Origin of the sequence: Actinomadura keratinilytica, from assembly GCF_039539665.1 — a bacterium.
GTDB lineage: Bacteria > Actinomycetota > Actinomycetes > Streptosporangiales > Streptosporangiaceae > Spirillospora > Spirillospora keratinilytica.
Genome location: NZ_BAABDO010000059.1, coordinates 1 through 18706, shown reverse-complemented (window position 1 = coordinate 18706; position 18706 = coordinate 1). Strand labels below are relative to the sequence as shown.

Annotated in this window: 18 protein-coding genes; 15 read left to right on the top strand and 3 right to left on the bottom strand. The window is 74.4% G+C overall.

Translation table 11 applies throughout. The features are described from left to right. Positions 1-2: 2 nt before the first annotated feature. Positions 3-755 (bottom strand): GntR family transcriptional regulator, encoded by a 753-nt coding sequence (locus tag ABD879_RS18960; RefSeq protein WP_345022803.1) that lies wholly within the window; start codon positions 753-755, stop codon positions 3-5. 279 nt (positions 756-1034) lie between these two features. On the opposite strand from ABD879_RS18960, the gene ABD879_RS18955 reads away from it, so the two are divergent. From ABD879_RS18955 to iolD, 6 genes are read left to right on the top strand one after another with little or no spacing between them, the layout of a single operon-like run. Then, the gene (locus ABD879_RS18955) at positions 1035-2042 is read left to right on the top strand and encodes a Gfo/Idh/MocA family protein (RefSeq protein ID WP_345022802.1); all 1008 of its coding nucleotides are present in this window, start codon (positions 1035-1037) and stop codon (positions 2040-2042) included. Then, positions 2039-2911, top strand: coding sequence for a TIM barrel protein (locus ABD879_RS18950; RefSeq protein WP_345022801.1), 873 nt, complete (start codon positions 2039-2041; stop codon positions 2909-2911). Before ABD879_RS18955 ends, ABD879_RS18950 begins: the two co-directional genes overlap by 4 nt. Continuing rightward, a complete protein-coding gene (iolC, locus tag ABD879_RS18945) occupies positions 2908-3876 on the top strand; it encodes a 5-dehydro-2-deoxygluconokinase (RefSeq protein WP_345022800.1) in 969 nt (322 codons plus the stop codon). Before ABD879_RS18950 ends, iolC begins: the two co-directional genes overlap by 4 nt. Then, positions 3873-4754 (top strand): Cgl0159 family (beta/alpha)8-fold protein, encoded by an 882-nt coding sequence (locus ABD879_RS18940; RefSeq protein ID WP_345022799.1) that lies wholly within the window; start codon positions 3873-3875, stop codon positions 4752-4754. The genes iolC and ABD879_RS18940 overlap by 4 nt, the downstream gene beginning before the upstream one ends. A gap of 7 nt (positions 4755-4761) precedes the next feature. Continuing rightward, positions 4762-5601, top strand: coding sequence for a 5-deoxy-glucuronate isomerase (gene iolB / locus ABD879_RS18935; protein WP_345022798.1), 840 nt, complete (start codon positions 4762-4764; stop codon positions 5599-5601). Next, positions 5598-7466 carry a 3D-(3,5/4)-trihydroxycyclohexane-1,2-dione acylhydrolase (decyclizing) gene (gene iolD / locus ABD879_RS18930; RefSeq protein WP_345022797.1) on the top strand — a complete coding sequence of 623 codons (1869 nt, stop codon included), beginning with the start codon at positions 5598-5600 and terminating at the stop codon, positions 7464-7466. Before iolB ends, iolD begins: the two co-directional genes overlap by 4 nt. A gap of 2 nt (positions 7467-7468) precedes the next feature. Here the strand turns inward: iolD and ABD879_RS18925 are convergent, their stop codons facing one another. Further along, the gene (locus tag ABD879_RS18925) at positions 7469-8728 is read right to left on the bottom strand and encodes a YibE/F family protein (protein WP_345022796.1); all 1260 of its coding nucleotides are present in this window, start codon (positions 8726-8728) and stop codon (positions 7469-7471) included. A gap of 195 nt (positions 8729-8923) precedes the next feature. On the opposite strand from ABD879_RS18925, the gene ABD879_RS18920 reads away from it, so the two are divergent. Further along, a complete protein-coding gene (locus ABD879_RS18920; protein ID WP_345022795.1) occupies positions 8924-9205 on the top strand; it encodes a hypothetical protein in 282 nt (93 codons plus the stop codon). A 70-nt stretch (positions 9206-9275) separates the two neighbouring features. Continuing rightward, complete coding sequence (locus ABD879_RS18915) at positions 9276-9782, top strand: hypothetical protein (RefSeq protein ID WP_345022794.1); 507 nt, start codon at positions 9276-9278, stop codon at positions 9780-9782. Between the two features lie 27 nt (positions 9783-9809). Here ABD879_RS18915 and ABD879_RS18910 read toward each other — a convergent pair whose 3' ends face one another. Continuing rightward, entirely contained in the window at positions 9810-11285 is a 1476-nt protein-coding gene (locus ABD879_RS18910; RefSeq protein ID WP_345022793.1) for an FGGY-family carbohydrate kinase, read from the bottom strand. Positions 11286-11543: 258 nt separating this feature from the next. Between ABD879_RS18910 and ABD879_RS18905 the strand changes: the two genes are divergently transcribed. The 7 genes from ABD879_RS18905 to ABD879_RS18875 all read left to right on the top strand — a co-directional run. Further along, positions 11544-13040, top strand: coding sequence for an ABC transporter substrate-binding protein (locus ABD879_RS18905; RefSeq protein ID WP_345022792.1), 1497 nt, complete (start codon positions 11544-11546; stop codon positions 13038-13040). 12 nt (positions 13041-13052) lie between these two features. Beyond that, complete coding sequence (locus tag ABD879_RS18900) at positions 13053-14030, top strand: carbohydrate ABC transporter permease (protein ID WP_345022791.1); 978 nt, start codon at positions 13053-13055, stop codon at positions 14028-14030. Further along, positions 14027-14860, top strand: a complete 834-nt coding sequence (locus ABD879_RS18895; RefSeq protein WP_345022790.1) for a carbohydrate ABC transporter permease — start codon at positions 14027-14029, stop codon at positions 14858-14860. Before ABD879_RS18900 ends, ABD879_RS18895 begins: the two co-directional genes overlap by 4 nt. After that, on the top strand, positions 14860-15963 hold the full coding sequence (locus ABD879_RS18890; protein ID WP_345022789.1) for an ABC transporter ATP-binding protein: 1104 nt from the start codon (positions 14860-14862) through the stop codon (positions 15961-15963). The genes ABD879_RS18895 and ABD879_RS18890 overlap by 1 nt, the downstream gene beginning before the upstream one ends. Next, positions 15960-16781, top strand: coding sequence for a DeoR/GlpR family DNA-binding transcription regulator (locus tag ABD879_RS18885; protein ID WP_345022788.1), 822 nt, complete (start codon positions 15960-15962; stop codon positions 16779-16781). Before ABD879_RS18890 ends, ABD879_RS18885 begins: the two co-directional genes overlap by 4 nt. Next, positions 16778-17506, top strand: coding sequence for an HAD family hydrolase (locus ABD879_RS18880; RefSeq protein WP_345022787.1), 729 nt, complete (start codon positions 16778-16780; stop codon positions 17504-17506). Before ABD879_RS18885 ends, ABD879_RS18880 begins: the two co-directional genes overlap by 4 nt. Next, positions 17503-18706, top strand: a 1204-nt coding sequence (locus ABD879_RS18875) for a dihydroxyacetone kinase family protein (RefSeq protein ID WP_345022786.1), incomplete at its 3' end; no start/stop codon positions are given. The genes ABD879_RS18880 and ABD879_RS18875, both read left to right, overlap by 4 nt.

Below are 18706 nucleotides of genomic sequence, written 5' to 3'. Positions count from 1 at the left end.
CGTCACTTGCCGACGAGGGTGTGGGAGAAGGAGTAGCGCGTGGCCCGGTACACGTGGTCGCCGTACTCGACGGCGCGGCCGTTGTCGTCGTAGGCGACGCGGGTCATGGTCAGCAGCGGGGCGCCGCGCCGCTCGTCGAGCAGGCGGGCCTCCGCGGCGGTGGCGGCGCGGGCGCCGATCGTCTGGTGGGCGATGCGCAGGTTGACCCCGGCGGCGCGCAGCGTCTCGTAGAGGCCGTGCCGCTCCAGGTGGTCGGCGGCGACGTCGAGCACGTCGAGCGGCAGGTGGTTGGTCATCACGGCGAGCGGGTCGCCGCCGGTCAGCCGCAGCCGCCGCAGCAGCAGGACCTTGGTCTCGGCGGTGAGGCCGAGCTGCTCGGCGACCTCCGGCGGGGCGGGCACGGGGCCGAACTCCAGCACCCGCGTGGACGGCTGCTCGCCCGCCGCGGCCAGGTCGTCGTACAGGCTGGACAGCTCGATGGGGCGCCGCACCCGCGGCTGGACGACCTGCGTGCCGACGCCGCGCCGGCGCACCAGCAGCCCCTTGTCGACCAGGTGCTGGATCGCCTGGCGCACCGTGGGCCGCGACAGCCGGCAGCGCGCCGCCAGCTCCATCTCGTTCTCCAGGCGGGCGCCCGGGGGGAGCGCGCCGCTGCGGATCGCCTCCTCCAGCTGCTGGGCGAGCTGGAAGTACAGCGGGACGGGGCTGGTGCGGTCCACGGAGACCGGATGGCGGTATGCGCGCTCGTCGGGCACGGGCGGGGCTCCCTCGGTCGAAACGGCCGGTCAGGACGGCCGGTGAGAACGGCGGGACGAGGATAGACGAGTCGTGTTACGACGACGTCAGAGAGTTCTCAAGGCAGGAAGACCTAACGTCATTGAGTCAGAATGTCAGGACATTCTCTTGACAGTATATGGATCGTTCCATGAGGCTTGACCATGCCCAGCCGGCGGCGCGCCGTCCCGCACGGCGCGCGGCCCGGGGCGCCCTCGGCGGGGCCGCGCGGCGGCGCGGCCGGACATCGGGAGGTCGGTATGAGGGTCGGGCTGGCCGGAGCGGGGCGCATCGGCGCCGGGCACGCCGAGACGCTGCGCGCCCTGCCGTCCGTCGACGCGGTCGTGGTGGCCGACGCCGACGCGGCGCGGGCGCGGGCGGTCGCCGCCAAGACCGGGGCGCAGGCGGCGCCCTCGGTGGACGCGCTGTTCGCCTCCGGACTGGACGCGCTGGTCGTCGCCGCGGTGACCGGCGCGCACGCCGAACTGGTCGTCCGCGCGGTGGGGGCCGGGCTGCCGGTGTTCTGCGAAAAGCCCCTCGCCCCCGACATCGACGGCACGCTGCGGCTGATGGACGCCGTCCGCGGCTCGGGCGTCCCGGTGCAGGTCGGGTTCCAGCGGCGCTTCGACGCCGGGCACGTGGCGGCGCGCGAGGCGGTGCGGTCCGGGCGGCTCGGCTGGGTGCACACCGTCCGCTCGTGCACCCTGGACCCGGTGCCGCCGCCCGCCGCCTACATCCGCGGCTCGGGCGGCCTGTTCCGCGACTGCTCGGTGCACGACTTCGACGCCGTCCGCTTCGTCACCGGGCGCGAGGTGGCGAGCGTCTGCGCCGCCGGCGCCAACCGGGGCGCGGACTTCTTCGCCGAGGCCGGCGACGTCGACACCGCCGCCGCGCTGCTCACCCTCGACGACGGCACCCTGGCCCACGTGTCGGCCACCCGCTACAACGCGGCGGGCTACGACGTGCGGCTGGAGGTGTTCGGCTCGGCCGGCAGCGTCGTCGCCGGGCTGGACGACCGCACGCCGCTGGCCCCCGCCGGCGGCGACGGCGCGGGCCTGCGCCCGGCCGGGCCCCCGCACACCCACTTCCTCGACCGGTTCGCCGACGCGTACGCCGCCGAACTCGGCGCGTTCGTCGACCTGGCGGCCGGGCGCATCGACAACCCCTGTCCCCCCGAGGAGAGTCTGGAGGCGCTCTACGTGGCCGAGGCGTGCGAGCTGGCGCGGCGCGAGCACCGCGCCGTGGCGATCGAGGAGGTGCGCAGATGATCGGCGCCGAGCGGATCGCGGGCGCCCCGATCTCCTGGGGCGTGTGCGAGGTGCCGGGCTGGGGCCACCAGATGGCGCCCGCCCGGGTCCTGGCGGAGATGCGCGACCTCGGGCTGGCGGCCACCGAGTTCGGCCCCGACGGCTTCCTGCCCGCCGACCCCGCCGAACGCGCAGGCCTGCTGCAGGCCCACGGGCTGCGGCCGGTCGGCGGGTTCGTCCCCCTTGTCCTGCACGACCCCGCGCGCGACCCGCTGCCCGGGCTGTCGCGGGTGCTGGACGGCTTCGGCGGGCCCGGCGCCACCGTCGTGCTCGCCGCGGCCACCGGGCTGGACGGCTACGACCGGCGCCCCGTCCTCGACGCCGCCGCCTGGCGCACCCTGCTCGGCAACCTCGGCCGCGCCGCCGCGCACGCCGCCGAACGCGGCCACCGCGCCGCCCTGCACCCGCACGTCGGCACCGTCGTCGAACGCGGCGAGGAGGTGGACCGCGTGCTCGACGGCACCGACGTGCCGCTGTGCCTGGACACCGGGCACCTGCTCATCGGCGGCACCGACCCCCTCGACCTGGCCCGCGCCGCCGCCGGCCGCGTCGCCCACGTGCACCTCAAGGACGTCGACGCCGAACTGGCCGGGCGCGTGCGCGACGGGCGGATCTCCTACACCGACGCCGTCCGCGCCGGCGTCTACCGGCCGCTGGGGCGGGGCGACGTCGACGTGCCCGGCATCGTCGGCGCGCTGGAGTCGTCCGGCTACCGCGGCTGGTACGTGCTGGAGCAGGACACCGTCCTGACCGCCGAGCCGCCGCCCGGCGCCGGGCCGCGCGACGACGTCGCCGCGAGCATCGCCTTCCTGCGGGGAGGCACGCCGTGACCCACGACCTGATCACCATGGGCCGCGTCAGCGTGGACGTCTACCCGCAGCAGGTCGGCGTCCCGCTGGAGGACGTCGAGACGTTCGGCAAATACCTGGGCGGCAGCCCCACCAACGTCGCCGTCGCCGCCGCCCGGCACGGCCGCCGCACCGCGGTCATCACCCGCACCGGCGACGACCCGTTCGGCCGCTTCATCCGCCGCGCGCTGCGCGGCTACGGCGTGGACGACCGCTTCGTGGCGTCCGTCCCGGACCTGCCCACCCCGCTGGCGTTCTGCGAGATCTTCCCGCCGGACGACTTCCCGCTGTACTTCTACCGCCGGCCCAAGGCCCCCGACATGCAGATCGAGCCCGGCGAACTGGACTTGGACGCCATCCGCGCCGCCGCCGTCTTCTGGGCCACCGCGACCGGGCTGTCCGAGGAGCCCAGCCGCGCGGCGACCGTCACCGCGCTCGCCGCGCACCCCGGCACCACCGTGCTGGACCTGGACTACCGGCCCATGTTCTGGGACTCGCCCGACCGGGCCCGCCGCGAGATCGGCCGGGCGCTGCCGCACGTCACCGTCGCCGTCGGCAACCTGGAGGAGTGCCGCGTCGCCGTGGGGGAGGACGAGCCGCTCGCCGCCGCCCGCGCCCTGCTCGACCGCGGCGTCCGGCTCGCCGTCGTCAAGCAGGGCCCGCGCGGCGTGCTGGCCGCCACGGCCGACCAGACGGTGCGCGTGCCGCCGGTCGAGGTGGAGGTCGTCAACGGGCTCGGCGCGGGCGACGCCTTCGGCGGGGCGCTGTGCCACGGACTGCTGTCCGGCTGGGACCTGGAGCGCACCATCCGGTTCGCCTCGGCCGCGGGCGCGCTGGTCGCCTCCCGCCTCGCCTGCGCCGACGCCATGCCCGCCACCGACGAGGTGGAGCGGCTGCTGGGCGGGGACGGCGCGGCGCCGGCGGCGCACCGGGAGGGCAGCACGTGAGCACCGGCACGTTCGCCGAGCGGTACGCCGCCCTGGCCGAGATCCGCGCCGTGCGGCCGGAGGCGGTCGCGCAGGCCGTCGCGCGGCGGGTGCGGCGCGCCTCCCCGCCCGCCCGGCTGATGATCGTCGCCGCCGACCACCCGGCGCGCGGCGCGCTGGCCGCCGGCCGCCGCCCCCTCGCCATGGCCGACCGGCGCGACCTGCTCGAACGCGTCTGCGTCGCGCTGTCGCGGCCCGGCGTGGACGGCGTGCTCGGCACCCCCGACGTCATCGAGGACCTGCTGCTGCTCGGCGCCCTGGACGGCAAGGTCGTCCTCGGCTCGATGAACCGGGGCGGGCTGGCGGGCGCCGCGTTCGAGATCGACGACCGGTTCACCGCCTACGACGCCGACGCGATCGCCGCCGCCGGGCTCGACGGCGGCAAGATGCTGCTGCGCGTGGACTACGGCGACCCGGCCACCGCCCGCACCCTGGAGGGCTGCGCCCGCGCGGTGTCGGCCCTGGCCGGGCACCGGCTGATGGCCATGGTCGAGCCGTTCGTGTCCCGGCGCGGCGCCGACGGCAGGGTCGTCAACGTCCTGACGCCCGAGGCCATGACCAGGGCGGTCGCGATCGCCTCCGGCCTGGGCACCACGTCGGCGTACACCTGGCTGAAGGTGCCGGCGGTGGAGCGGATGGAGCAGGTGATGGCGGCCTCCACGCTGCCCGCCGTGCTGCTGGGCGGCGAGGTGCCCGCCGACCCGGACGCCGCGCTGGCCGCCTGGCAGAAGGCGCTGGCGCTGCCGACCGTGCGCGGCCTGGTCGTCGGCCGCGCCCTGCTGTACCCCTCGGACGACGACGTCGCCGGAGCCGTCGACGCCGCGGTGAGTCTGCTGTGAGGCTGCTGTGAGTCCCTACCTGACCGAGATCACACCGGAGACGGCGGGCTGGACGTACTCGGGCCTGCGCGTCGTCGAACTGCCCCCGGGCGGTGCGCACGAGCTGGACACCGGCGAGGAGGAGATGCTCGTCCTGCCGCTGGCCGGGTCCTGCACGGTGACCGTCGACTCGGCCGTCTTCGAACTGCAGGGGCGGCGGAGCGTGTTCACCCGCGTCACCGACTTCGCCTACGCGCCCCGCGACGCGCGGGTGGCGATCGCCTCCGCGGGCGGCGGCCGGTTCGCGCTGCCGTCGGCCCGCTGCGCCGACCGGCTCGAGCCCCGCTACGGCCCCGCCGAGGGCGTCCCCGTCGAGCTGCGCGGCGCCGGGCAGGCGTCCCGCCAGGTCAACAACTTCTGCACGCCCGAGGCGTTCGAGGCCGACCGGCTCATCGCCTGCGAGGTGCTGACGCCCGGCGGCAACTGGTCGTCCTACCCGCCGCACAAGCACGACGAGGACCGCCCCGGCGAGAGCGTCCTGGAGGAGATCTACTACTTCGAGGTCGCCGCCGGGCCCGGCGGAGCGGGCATGGGCTACCAGCGCGTGTACGGCACCCCCGACCGGCCCATCGACGTGCTGCGGGAGGTCCGCACCGGCGACGCGGTGCTCATCCCGCACGGCTGGCACGGCCCGTCGATGGCGGTCCCCGGGTACGACCTGTACTACCTGAACGTCATGGCCGGACCGGGCCCCGAGCGGGCGTGGCGGATCTGCGACGACCCCGCGCACGCCTGGGTCCGCGACACCTGGCCCGGGCAGCCGCTCGACCCGCGGCTGCCGCTGACCTCGACGGAGGAGCGATCATGAGGCTGACGGTCGGCCAGGCCGTGGTGCGGTTCCTGGCGGCGCAGCACGGCGAGCGGGACGGCGTGCGGCGGCCCCTGTTCGGCGGCTGCTTCGGCATCTTCGGGCACGGCAACGTCGCCGGGATCGGGCAGGCCCTCGCCGAGTACGCCGACGCCTACCCCGGGTTCCGCTACTACCAGGCGCGCAACGAGCAGGCCATGGTGCACACCGCCGTCGGGTACGCGCGCATGCACGACCGGCTGCGGATGCTGGCCTGCACCACCTCGATCGGCCCCGGCGCCACCAACCTGGTGACCGGCGCGGCTCTGGCCACCGTCAACCGGCTGCCCGTCCTGCTGCTGCCCGGCGACGTGTTCGCCACCCGCCGCGCCAACCCCGTGCTGCAGGAGCTGGAGGACCCGCGGTCCTACGACGTGTCGGTCAACGACTGCCTGAAGCCGGTGTCGGTGTTCTGGGACCGGATCAACCGGCCCGAGCAGCTCCCGTCGGCGCTGCTGGCGGCGATGCGGGTGCTGACCGACCCGGCGGCCACCGGGGCGGTGACGCTGGCGCTGCCGCAGGACGTGCAGGCCGAGGCCTGCGACTGGCCCGAGGAGCTGTTCGCCGAACGCACCTGGCACGTCCCGCGCCCGCTGCCCGAACCGGCCGCGCTGCGGCGGGCGGCGGACGTGCTGCGGTCCGCGCGCCGCCCGCTGATCATCGCGGGCGGCGGGGCGGTCTACTCCGACGCCTGCGCCGAACTGGCCGCCTTCGCCGAGGAGACGGGCATCCCGGTGGCCGAGACGCAGGCGGGCAAGGGCGCGCTGCCCTGGCGGCACCCGTGCGCGGTGGGCGCGGTCGGCGCGACCGGCACCACGGCCGCGAACGCGCTGGCGCGCCGCGCGGACGCGGTGCTCGGGATCGGCACCCGCTACAGCGACTTCACCACCGCCTCGCACAGCCTGTTCGCCGAACCGGGGGTGCGGTTCGTCAACGTGAACGTCACCGCGTTCGACGCCGCCAAGCTGGGCGGGGTGATGCTGGTGGCCGACGCCCGCGAGGCGCTGAAGGCGCTGCGCGGCGAACTCTCCGGCCACCGCGTCCCCGACGGCTACCGGGCCGAGGCCGCGGAGCTGGCCGCCGCGTGGAACGCGACGGTGGACCGCGCCTACGCCCTGGGGCACGGGCCCGCGCCGGCGCAGTCGGAGGTGATCGGCGCGGTCAACGCCGCCGCCGGGCCGCGCGACGTGGTGGTGTGCGCGGCCGGGTCCATGCCGGGCGACCTGCACAAGCTGTGGCGGCCCGCCGGGCCGCGCACCTACCACGTCGAGTACGGCTACTCCTGCATGGGCTACGAGATCGCGGGCGGTCTCGGCGTCAAGATGGCCGACCCGACCCGCGAGGTGTTCGTGCTGGTGGGCGACGGGTCGTACCTGATGATGGCCCAGGAGCTGGTCACCGCCGTGGCCGAGGGCGTCAAGCTCGTCGTCGTGCTCGTGCAGAACCACGGGTTCGCCTCGATCGGCGGGCTGTCGGAGCAGGTGGGGGCGCAGCGGTTCGGCACCCGCTACCGCTACCGCGACGACAGCGGACGCCTGGAGGGCGGCCTGCTGCCGGTGGACCTGGCCGCCAACGCCGCCAGCCTGGGCGCGCACGTCATCCGCGCGACCACCGTCGCCGAGCTGCGGGACGCACTGGAGCAGGCCAAGGCCGCCTCGCACACGACGGTGGTGCACATCGAGACCGACCCGCTGGTGCCGGCGCCCGACAGCGAGGCGTGGTGGGACGTGCCGGTCGCGGAGGTGTCGGGCCTGGAGGCGACCCGCCAGGCCCGCGCCCGCTACGACAAGGAGCGCCGGGCCCAGCGGCACCACCTCGGGGCGTAGCGTCAGGACGGGCTGTGCGCGGCGGCGGGGGAGCGGGCGCCGTCCGGCGAGCCGCCCTCGCCGCCGTCCGGGCGCCAGGTGGCGGCCAGCGCCGCCAGCGCGGTGGTGACCGGCACGGCGGCGATCAGCCCGAGCGTGCCCGCCACGCTGCGGACGATCTCCTGCGCGATGACGGGGGTGGCGGCGACCTCGCCCAGCGACTGGCCGCCCACGCTGAACAGCAGCATGAGCGGCAGCGACGCCCCGGCGTAGGCGAGCACGATCGTGTTGATGACCGAGGCGATGTGCGCGCGGCCGACCCGGGCGGCGGCCCGGTACAGCCGCCCGAACGAGGCGGACGCGTCGGCCCGGGCGAGCTCGCGCACGGTGGCCGCCTGGGTGACGGTGACGTCGTCCAGCACGCCCAGCGAGCCGATGATGACGCCGGCCAGCAGCAGCCCCCGGGTGTTGATGCCGTAGGACAGGTCCAGCGACAGCGAGCTGTCGTCGGTGATGCCGGTCAGCCGGGTCAGGTCGATGGCCAGCATGGCCAGCAGTCCGGTCAGGGCGAGGCTGGCGAACGTGCCGAGCACCGCCACCGACGTCGTCAGCGAGAACCCGTGCGTCAGGTACAGCACCGCCAGCATGATCGCCGCCGCGCAGACGACGGCGGCGCCCAGCGGCGGGCGGCCGTCCAGGATCGCCGGGATGAGGAACAGCACCAGCAGCGCGAACGTGACGCCCAGCCCGATCAGCGCGGTCAGCCCGCGCCACCGGCCGAAGGCGAGCACGGCGAGCACGAACGCGCCGCCGACCAGCCACAGCGGCCCCGAGCGGTCGTGGTCGGACAGCTGGTAGGACGGCGTGCCGGCGTCGCCGGGCCCCTCCACCAGCAGCACCTTGTCGCCCGGCTCGAACACGCGGCTGCCGGGCCCGCTGGGCAGCTCCACGGTGACGGACCGCCCCGCCAGGGGGCCGGAGGTCAGCTCGACCGCCGCGGTGCCGCAGCGGCGCGGGTCGGGGCGGGGCGCCGCGTCCTGGGCGCCGGTCGGCCGCGCCGCCGGGCACGGCTTCAGCGTCACCCGCGCCACCGTGCCGGTGACCTTCGGCATCTGCGCCGCGCCCGGATCGACCGGCTGCCGGTCCGACGGCCACATCCACACCAGCCCCGCCAGCGTCGCCGCCGCCAGCGGGACGATGACCGCCAGCACGGCGCGCACCACCGGGCGGGGCGCCCGCCCGCCGCCGTGCGCGTCGTGGTGGTGGACGTGGCGAGCACCCATGCTGGACGGCCTCTCGTGGTCGGGGGAGCGTTGGGGGGAGCCCGCGCTCCCGGAGGGTTCCGGGGATGCCGATTTCTGAGGAAGACCGACATCAACCTTGGCGTGCGCATGGCCATAGTGCCGGATGCCCGGGAAAGGTGCAGGACTGCACCACATCTCACGCCAGGAGGGCACATGGTTGGCATGCTGTGCAGGATGGGTCTGTCGTCCAACGTCATGTACACGATGGGCTTCGCGTCCATCGGCGCGTCGATCGCGTCGTGGGTGCTGTCGCGCAACATCGAACCCGCGGGGCTCGACCGGGCCGACCGGTGGGGCATCTTCGTCGGGCAGTGGGCGCCGACCTTCTTCGCCTTGGGCTGTGCGATGCGGATGGAGGAGCAGTGGGGGCGGCCCCGTCCGCAGGAGGCGATGGAGCGCGAGCGGGAGCGGGAGCGGGAGGCGGCGCCGATGGGCGGGTCGCCGCTCGGCGGCTGATCCGCGACGGGACGCGCGGGATCGGCGGATCGCGTCGTCTACCGGCCGGTAAAGGGGCAGGATCGGGGGCATGACAGCCCCCCACGGTGAGGCCCCGGGTGCGCACCGGGTCCGGCTGGTCGTCGGCCGCGCCGATCCGCCGTCCGGCGGATCCTCCGGCGTCCCCGGGGTGCGCGACGTCGAACCGGCCGACCTGCGCGACCCCGACGCCGAGATCTTCGGCTGGACCTGCACCTGCGGCAACGGCTCGGCGTTCCTGCACCCGCTGTGGCGGGCCCGGCAGATGGCGGCCGACCATCAGGAGACGATGGAGCGGCTGGCGCTGCGCGGCGAGCTGGTGGCGGGGGCGGTGCCGAGCGTGCTGCCCGAGTCGGCCGCCGAGATCGCCGCGCTGATCACCCGGCTGGCGCAGCGGCTGGGCGCGCTGGCGCTGAGCGTGGAGTTCGAGGACGACCGCGAGATCGTCCTGAAGCATCTGGGCACCGCGGCGGCGGCCATCGAGATGGCGCAGCGCGACGCCCGCGACACCCGCGACATCCACGACGCCCGCGACGCCGACCGCGCCGCCGAGTCCTGAACGGGCGCACCTCGCCGGAGAGCGGGATCAGTCCTCCGCGCGGGCGTGGGCGGCGACGTCGGCGGGCAGCCAGCCGCGGCGCTCCAGCTCGTCCAGCAGCCGGTGGTACGGCGCGGTGAACCGGTCGCGGACGCCCGGCCGCGGTTCGACGACGGTGCGGATGCGCACCATCGGCTCGGCGACGTCGGCCAGCGAGGCGGCGCCCGTCGTGCCGTAGGCGGCCAGGATCGCCATGCCCAGCGCGGCGTCGGCGTGCTCGGGCACCCGTGCCCGGCGGCCGAGCACGTCGGCGCGCAGCTGCGTCCAGTAGGCGCTGCGGACGGCGCCGCCGGTGAACGTCAGCGGCCCGTCGACGGGTGCGCCCAGGCGCCGCACGTACGCCAGCGCCAGCCGTTCGACGAACGCCACGCCCTGCAGCAGCGCGGCGTGCCGGTCGGCGTCGTCGGCGGGCGTGCCGAGCACGAACGGCACGGCGTCCGGTGCCAGGAACGGGAAGCGCTCGCCCGCGGAGACCAGCGGGTAGGCCACGGCGCCGGACGGCTCCCGGTGCCTGGCGCGCTCGTCGAGGTCGGCGAGGTCGCCGTCGGCGGTCAGCGCGCCCGCGCCCACGCTGGACGCGCCGCCCGGCAGCCAGGTGCCGTCGGGGGAGCGGTGGCTGTAGAGCACCCCGAGCGGGTCGCGCACCAGCGTCGGGGTGACGCCCTTGAGCACCAGCGTGGTGCCGAGCACCGAGTTCCAGTGGCCGACGCGCAGCGCCCCCGAGCCGATCTGGGACGCGCAGCCGTCGGTCATGCCCGCGACCACCGGCGTCCCGGCCGGGATGCCGGTCTCCTCGGCCGCCCGCGGCGACACCTCGCCCAGCACGGTTCCGGGCCGCACCACCTCGGGCAGCAGCGCCGCGTCCAGGCCCAGCGCGTCGAACACCTCGGCGGGCCAGCGTTCGCCGAGCAGGTCGTAGCCGGTCTTCAGGGCGTGGCTGGAGTCGGTGGCGACCCGCCCGCCGACCAGCCGCTCGTTGACGAAGTCGGCCTGGTGCAGCAGGCGGGCGCCGGGATGCGCGCGGGTCAGCCGCAGCGCCTTGGGCAGCGCCCAGGACGGCTGGATGCGGCGGCCGAGCCGGTCCCACAGCTCGGCGCCGGCCTCCTGCGCCTCGGCGGCCTCGGCGCGGGCGCGGCCGTCGTCGTACATCAGCCCCGGGGTGAGCGGGCGGCCGCCGCCGTCGGCCAGCAGGACGGTGCCGGACGTGCTGCACACCGCGACGCCCCGGACCAGGCCGGGCGGAAGGTCGAGCAGCGCCTCGGGGGCGGCGGCGGGGACGGCCGCCCACCACGCGGCGGGGTCCTGCTCGTGCCGCTCGGCCTCGCGCCGCCCGGTCAGCGGCGCCGACGCGCGCCGCACCACGTGCCCGGAGGCGTCGGCGGCGAGCACGCGAACGCTCTGGGTGCCGAGGTCCACCCCCAGCCAGACCGGCGTCCCTCCGTGGTCTCGCCGAGGGTTCTCCACAGCCTGCCCTCCTCAACTTATCGATCTGTGCTGTGAACTTATAACAGGCTCGTGTTGGCTTCGGCAAGACCGCGGCGTGAGGACGCCCCTACCAGGGCCGCCTTCCGTTAAGGCGATGTTAGGCAATCTGTTGTCAGGTCTTGACGTTGGCAATCTTCGTGTTACAAGCTCTGTGAGCCAACGCACATGGAGTGTTAAGAACACAGGCATCAGTGTTACGTGTGCGTGCTCTGGCTCGGATCTCCCCTGGAGGGACGGATGGACACACGTCGCCCGGACGGCGGCATCGACCGCGCAGCCGACCGGTACGCGATGGGCGGCGCCGCCGCCCGGCTCGACCGCCGGCGCTTCCTCGGCCTGGCCGGCCTGTCGGCCGCGGCGCTGGCCGCGGCCCCCGCGCTGAGCGCCTGCGGAGCCGGATTCGGCGGCTCGTCGGGTGGCGGCGGCGACTCGGCCGCCAACGAGGTCACCGGCGCGTTCGACTGGAAGCGCGCCAAGGGCAAGACGATCAGGGCGCTGCTGAACAAGCACCCCTACTCCGACGCGCTGATCGCCGACCTCAAGGCGTTCTCCGACCTGACCGGCATCCAGGTCAAGTACGACGTGTTCCCCGAGGACAACTACTTCGACAAGCTCACCGTCGACCTGTCCAGCGGCCGCGCGTCCTACGACGTGTTCATGCTCGGCGCCTACATGGTCTGGCAGTACGGCCCGCCCGGCTGGCTGGAGGACCTCGGCCCGTGGATGCGCAACTCCTCGGCCACCAACGCCGAGTGGGACCCCGACGACTTCTACCCCAACCTGCTGCAGGCCGACCAGTGGAGCCTGAAGAACGGCGCCCCGCTCGGGCAGGGCGGCCAGTACGCGCTGCCGTGGGGCTGGGAGAGCAACGTCGTCTCCTACAACACCGAGGTGTTCGCCAAGCTCGGCCTCAAGCCCGCCGAGACCTTCGACGAGCTGCGCGAGCTGGCCGCCGCCATCAAGCAGAAGGCGCCCGGCGCCGGCTTCGACGGCATGTACGGCATCGCGGTGCGCGGCTCGCGCAGCTGGGCCACCATCCACCCCGGCTTCATGACGATGTACTCGCGGTTCGGGCTCAAGGACTTCGTGTCCGAGGGCGGCAAGCTGCGCCCGGCCATGAACGACCCCAAGGCCGTGGAGTTCGCCGCCGACTGGGCCAAGATGATCCGCGAGGGCGGCGCCCCGTCGTGGACGTCCTACACCTGGTACCAGTGCTCCAGCGACCTGGGCGCGCGCAAGGCCGCGATGATGTTCGACGCCGACACCGCCGCCTACTTCCAGGCGGTCGAGGGCGCCAGCCCCGCCTCCGGCAAGATCGCCTTCCACCCGGGGCCGAAGGGCCCGGACGGCTCGCTGGCCACCAACATGTGGGTGTGGTCGCTCGGCATGAACGCCAAGAGCGACAACAAGACCGCGGCGTGGCTGTTCCTGCAGTGGGCCACCGGCAAGGAGCACCTGCGCAAGGCCGCCGTCGAGCACAACCAGGTGGACCCGGTGCGCAAGTCCGTCAGCGACGACGCCGCCTACAAGGACAAGATGAAGAAGATCCCCGGGTTCCTGGACACCTTCGAGCAGGTGGTGGACCAGACCAAGATCCAGTTCACCCCGCAGACGCAGTTCTTCGACGCCACCACCAGCTGGGCCGCCTCGCTGCAGGAGATCTACAGCGGCAAGGACGCCAAGAGCGTGCTGGACGCCCTGGCCAAGGACCTGGCGCCGAAGGTCGCGGGGTAGGCGGAGCAGCCGATGGCCTCTGTCACCAAGAGCGAGGCGGCCGCCGCCGGGCCGGGCACCGGCGGCGCCGCCCGCCGCCCGGCCGACGGTCCGCGCCGGGTCCCGCGGCGGCGGCGCTCCGCCCGCCCTTACCTGCTGATCATCCCGGCGCTGCTGCTGACCGGCGGCATCCTGTACCCGTTCGGGCTCGGCCTGTTCTACACGCTGTTCGACTACTCGGCCGCCAAGCCGCAGCCCGACGTGGTCGGCTTCGACAACTACCTGACGATCTTCGGGCAGGACGCGTTCTGGCGGTCGGCGCTGGTCACCGCGCTGTACGCGGTGGGCGCCACGGCCGTCGAGCTGGTGCTCGGCGTCGGCGTGGCGCTGCTGCTCAACCGCAGCACCCGGCTCGGCCGGGTGCTGGAGAAGGTGCTGATCCTGCCGCTGATGATCGCCCCGGTGATCGCGGCGATCATGTGGAAGCTGATGCTGCAGCCCAGCGTGGGCGTGCTGAACTACCTGCTGCGCCCGTTCGGGCTGGGCGACGTGCAGTGGACCGACACCCCGACCGGCGCGCTGCTGTCGTCCATCACCGTCGACGTGTGGGTCTACACCCCGTTCGTGGCGATCCTGGCGCTGGCCGGGCTGCGCTCGCTGCCCCGCTCGCCGTTCGAGGCGGCCGCCGTGGACGGCGCGGGCTGGTGGTTCACCTTCCGCAAGCTGACGCTGCCGATGCTGTGGCCGTACGTGCTGGTCGCGGTGATCTTCCGGTTCATGGACTCGCTGAAGGTGTTCGACATCATCTACGCCCTCACCGAGGGCGGGCCGGGCGACTCCACCGTGGTGCTGCAGATCCGCGCCTACCTGGAGGCGATCCGCTTCCAGCGGTACTCGTTCGGGATCAGCTACATGATCATTCTCTGGGCGGTGGTCTACCTGATGTCCATGGCGCTCGTCCGCTACCTGGGCCGGGTGCAGAGCCGGGCGGCGGGGGTGAGCACCAAGTGAGCAGGGATCGGCTCACCGGGATCGCCGTCAACGCCGGGCTCGTCGTGTACTTCGTGTTCGCGCTGTTCCCCGTGGCGTGGATGCTGATCCTGTCGCTCAAGCCGGACAACCAGCTGTTCAACACCTACTTCTCCTTCAGCCCGACGCTGGACTCCTACCGGACGGTGCTGGGCGGCGGCGAGGTCGAGGGCGTGCCGTTCGTGCGCTTCTTCGTCAACAGCCTGGTGGTGTCGATCGGCGCGGTGGCGCTGTCGCTGCTGATCGGGCTGCCCGCGGCGTACGCGGCGGCGCGCTGGAAGTTCCGCGGCTCGGAGAACCTGATGTTCACCCTGCTGTCGTTCCGGTTCGCCCCCGAGCTGACGGTGATCATCCCGCTGTTCGTGCTGTACCAGCAGCTCGGTCTCTTCGACACCTACGTCGGTGTCATCTGGGTGCTGCAGCTGGTCACCATGCCGCTCATCGTGTGGATCATGCGGTCGTACTTCACCGACCTGTCACCGGAACTGGAGCAGGCCGCGCTGCTGGACGGCTACTCCCGCACCCGGGCGTTCGTGAAGATCGCGCTGCCGCTGGTCAAGCCGGGCATCGCCGCGGTCGGCCTGCTGGCGTTCATCTTCGCCTGGAACAACTTCGTGTTCCCGCTGATCCTCACCTCCTCCAACGCCCAGACCGTCACGGTCGGCGCGCTGTCGTTCCTCGGCGGCGACCGGCCCAAGTACAACCTGACCGCCGCGGCCGCGCTGGTGTCGGCGGTGCCGCCGCTGGTGCTGGCGCTGACCATCCAGCGCTACCTGGTGCGCGGCCTGTCCTTCGGGGCGGTGAAGAGCTGATGGCCGAGATCGTCCTCACGGGGCTGCGCAAGACCTACGGCAAGGTCACCGCGCTGGACGGGGTGGACCTGGAACTGCGCGACGGCGAGTTCTTCTGCCTGCTCGGCCCGTCCGGCGCCGGCAAGACCACCACCCTCAAGGCCGTCGCCGGGCTGGAGCAGCCCGACGCGGGCCGCGTGGAGATCGGCGGCGTCGACATGGACGGCGTCGAGCCCTACGACCGGCGGGTGGCGATGTGCTTCGAGAGCTACGCCCTCTACCCGCACTACAGCGCCTACGACAACATGGCCTCGCCGCTGCGCTCGCCCCGCTACAAGGTGCCCGCCGACGAGGCGGCGCGCCGCGTGGGCCGCATCGCAGAGCTGCTGGGCATCTCCCACCTGCTGGACCGCAACGTGGGCGAGCTGTCCAACGGGCAGCGGCAGCGGGTCGCGCTCGGCCGCGTGCTGGTGCGCCCGGCCGACGCGTTCCTGCTGGACGAGCCGCTGTCGCACCTGGACGCCAAGCTGCGCCAGTCGATGCGCGCCGAGCTGAAGGCGATCGGCGCGGTGGAGCGCACCACCACGCTGTACGTCACCCACGACTACGTGGAGGCCCTCGGCCTCGGCGACCGCATCGGCGTGCTGCGCGAGGGCCGGATCGTGCAGGTCGGCACGCGCGAGGAGATCTGGGAGCGGCCCGCCGACACGTTCGTGGCCGAGTCGTTCGGCAAGCCGCGCGTCAACCTGGTGGCGGGCGCCGCGGCCGAGGGCGGCCGGTTCCGCACCCCCGACGGCGAGATCGACATCCCGCTGCCGGGCGGCGCCGCGGTCCCGCCGGGCCGGAGCCTGGTGCTGGGCGTGCGGCCCCGCGACGTGGCGCTGGTCCGCGACGGGCGCCCCGCCGACGGCGCCGCCGAGCTGCGCGGCCGCGTCTACGTCACCGAGATCCTCGGCCGGCACAGCGAGGTCACCGTCAGCGTCGGCGAGTCGCGCGTGTCGCTGGTGGTGCCGCGCGAGGACGCGGCCGGCCTGGGCCGGCCCGACCCGGTGCGGCTGGCGGTGCCGACGGTGGAGCGGCTGCTGTTCGACCCCGCCCACGGCGGGCGGAGGATCGCGCCGTGACCGCCGCCCGGGAGCAGGACCGGCGGCCGGCCGCCGAGGCCCCGCCGCGGGGCCCGGCGGCGCGGCAGGCGGCGATCGCCGAGCAGGTCCTGGCGGAGGGCTCGCTGTCGGCCGCGGAGCTGGCCGAGCGCTTCCAGGTCAGCCAGATGACCATCCACCGGGACCTGGACGAGCTGGAGCGGCAGGGCATCGTCCGCAAGTACCGCGGCGGCGTCACCGCCCAGCCGTCGGGGGTGTTCGAGAGCAACGTCGCCTACCGGCTGAAGGCGATGCAGGCGGAGAAGGACGCCGTCGCCGCCCGCGCGCTGGAGCTCATCGAGCCCGGCATGGCGGTGATGCTGGACGACTCCACCACCGCGCTCGCGCTGGCCCGGCGGCTGGCCGAGGGGGTCATCACCCCGCTGACCGTCGTCACCAACTACATGGCCGGGCTGAACCTGCTGTCCCGGGCGCGCGGGATCCGGCTGATGGCGGTCGGCGGCGACTACGACGTGTCGCACGACTCCTTCCTGGGGGTGTCGTGCGTGGAGGCGGTGACCTCGCTGAGCGTGGACCTGTGCTTCGTGTCCACCGCGGCGGTCTCCGGCGGCTTCGCCTACCACCAGGAGCAGCACATCGTGGCGGTCAAGCGGGCCATGCTCGACGCCGCCGCGCGCAACGTGCTGCTGCTCGACCACACCAAGCTCGGCAAGGTCGCGCTGCACCGGCTGGCGGCGCTGAGCGTCTTCGAGCGCGTGCTCGTCGACGCCGGCGCCTCCCCCGACCACCTGCGCGATCTGGAGGAACACAAAGTCAACTACGAGGTGGCCGGTTCGTGACCTTTTCATCCACCGCATCCGACTCGGCGGCGCGCGGCACGCGCTCGGTCGCCGGGGTGGTGTTCGACATGGACGGGGTGCTCGTCGACAGCGAGCACCTGTGGGAGGAGAGCTGGCAGGACTACTGCGCCCGCCACGGCCGCACCTGGCGTCCCGAGGACACCGCCGCCGTGCAGGGCATGAGCGCCCCCGAGTGGGCCGCGCACATCGCGGGCCTGTTCGGCGACCCGTCCCGCGCCGACGCCGTGCGCGCCGAGTGCGTGGCGTTCATGGTCGACGCGCTGCACCAGGGCCGCATCGAACCGCTCGACGGCGCCCTCGAGCTGATCAACGACGTGTCCGAGCGGGTGCCGGTGGCGCTGGCGTCCTCGGCCGCCCGGCAGCTGATCGACGCGGTGCTGCCGCACTTCGGGGTGGCCGACCGGTTCTCCGCCACGGTGTCCAGCGAGGAGGTGCCGCGCGGCAAGCCGTCCCCGGACGTGTACGCCGAGGCGGTGCGGCGGCTGGGCATCGACCCGAGGCACGGCCTGGCGGTGGAGGACTCCAGCAACGGCATCCGCGCGGCGCACGCCGCGGGGCTCACCGTCATCAGCATCCCCAACCCCGTCTACCCGCCCAAGCCGGACGCGCTCGGCCTGGCCGCGCAGATCGTGGCCTCGCCCGACGACGCCCGCCGCCGCATCCTCGCCCTGATCGAGACCGGAATCCCCGGGGAGGCGCCGTGACGCACGTGTTCAACGCCCCCGCCGACTTCAAGGAGCAGTTCCTCACCGGGTTGACCGCCGCCTACGGCCGCTACCTGGAACGGGTGCCGGGCGCGTCGGCGGTGATGCGGCGCGGCGGGCCGCGCCCCGGCCGGGTGTCGGTGGTGATCGGCGGCGGCTCCGGCCACTACCCGGCGTTCGCCGGGCTGGTCGGCGCGGGCCTGGCCACCGCCGCGGTCGTCGGCGACATCTTCACCAGCCCGTCGGCCGAGCAGGCGTACCGGACGCTGCGCGCGGTCGACTCCGGCGCGGGCGCGCTGATCTCCTACGGCAACTACGGCGGCGACGTCATGCACTTCGGGCTGGCCGAGCTGCGCGCCCGCTCCGAGGGCATGGACGTGCGGACGGTGCTGGTCACCGACGACATCGCCTCGGCCCCGCCGGAACGCGCCGCCGACCGGCGCGGCATCGCCGGCGACTTCACGGTGTTCAAGGCCGCCGGCGCCGCCGCCGAACGCGGCGACCCCCTCGACGAGGTGGAGCGGATCGCCCGCAAGGCCAACGACCGCACCCGCACCCTCGGCGTCGCGTTCGCCGGGTGCACCTTCCCGGGCCGCGACGAGCCGCTGTTCACCGTCGACCCGGCGCGGATGGAGATCGGCCTGGGCATCCACGGCGAGCCCGGGGTGCGGACGGTGGACCGGCTCAGCGCCCGCGAACTGGCCGCCGCCCTGGTGGAGGGGCTGCTGGCCGAACGTCCCGACGGCGCCGGCGACGAGGTCGCGCTGATCCTCAACGGGCTCGGTGCGACCAAGTACGAGGAGCTGTTCGTCCTGTACGCCGACGTGGTGCGGCTGCTGGCGGCCGAGGGGCTGCGGCTGCGCGGCCCCGAGGTGGGGGAGCTGGTCACCTCGCTGGACATGGCGGGCTGCTCGCTCACCCTCACCTGGCTGGACGGCGAGCTGGCCGAGCTGTGGGACGCCCCCGCCGACACCCCCGCGTTCCGCCGCGGCGCCCCGCTGCCCGACGTCGCCCCGGTCGTGGCCGAGCGGGCGGCCGTGCCGGAGCAGGCCGCGGCGGTGGACGACGCCGACCCCGGCGCCCTGATCGTGCGCGCGGCGCTGGCCTGCGCCCGCGACCGCGTGCAGCGCGACGAGCCCGAGCTGGCCCGGCTGGTCGAGACGGCAGGCGACGGCGAGCACGGCGCCGGCATGGTGCGCG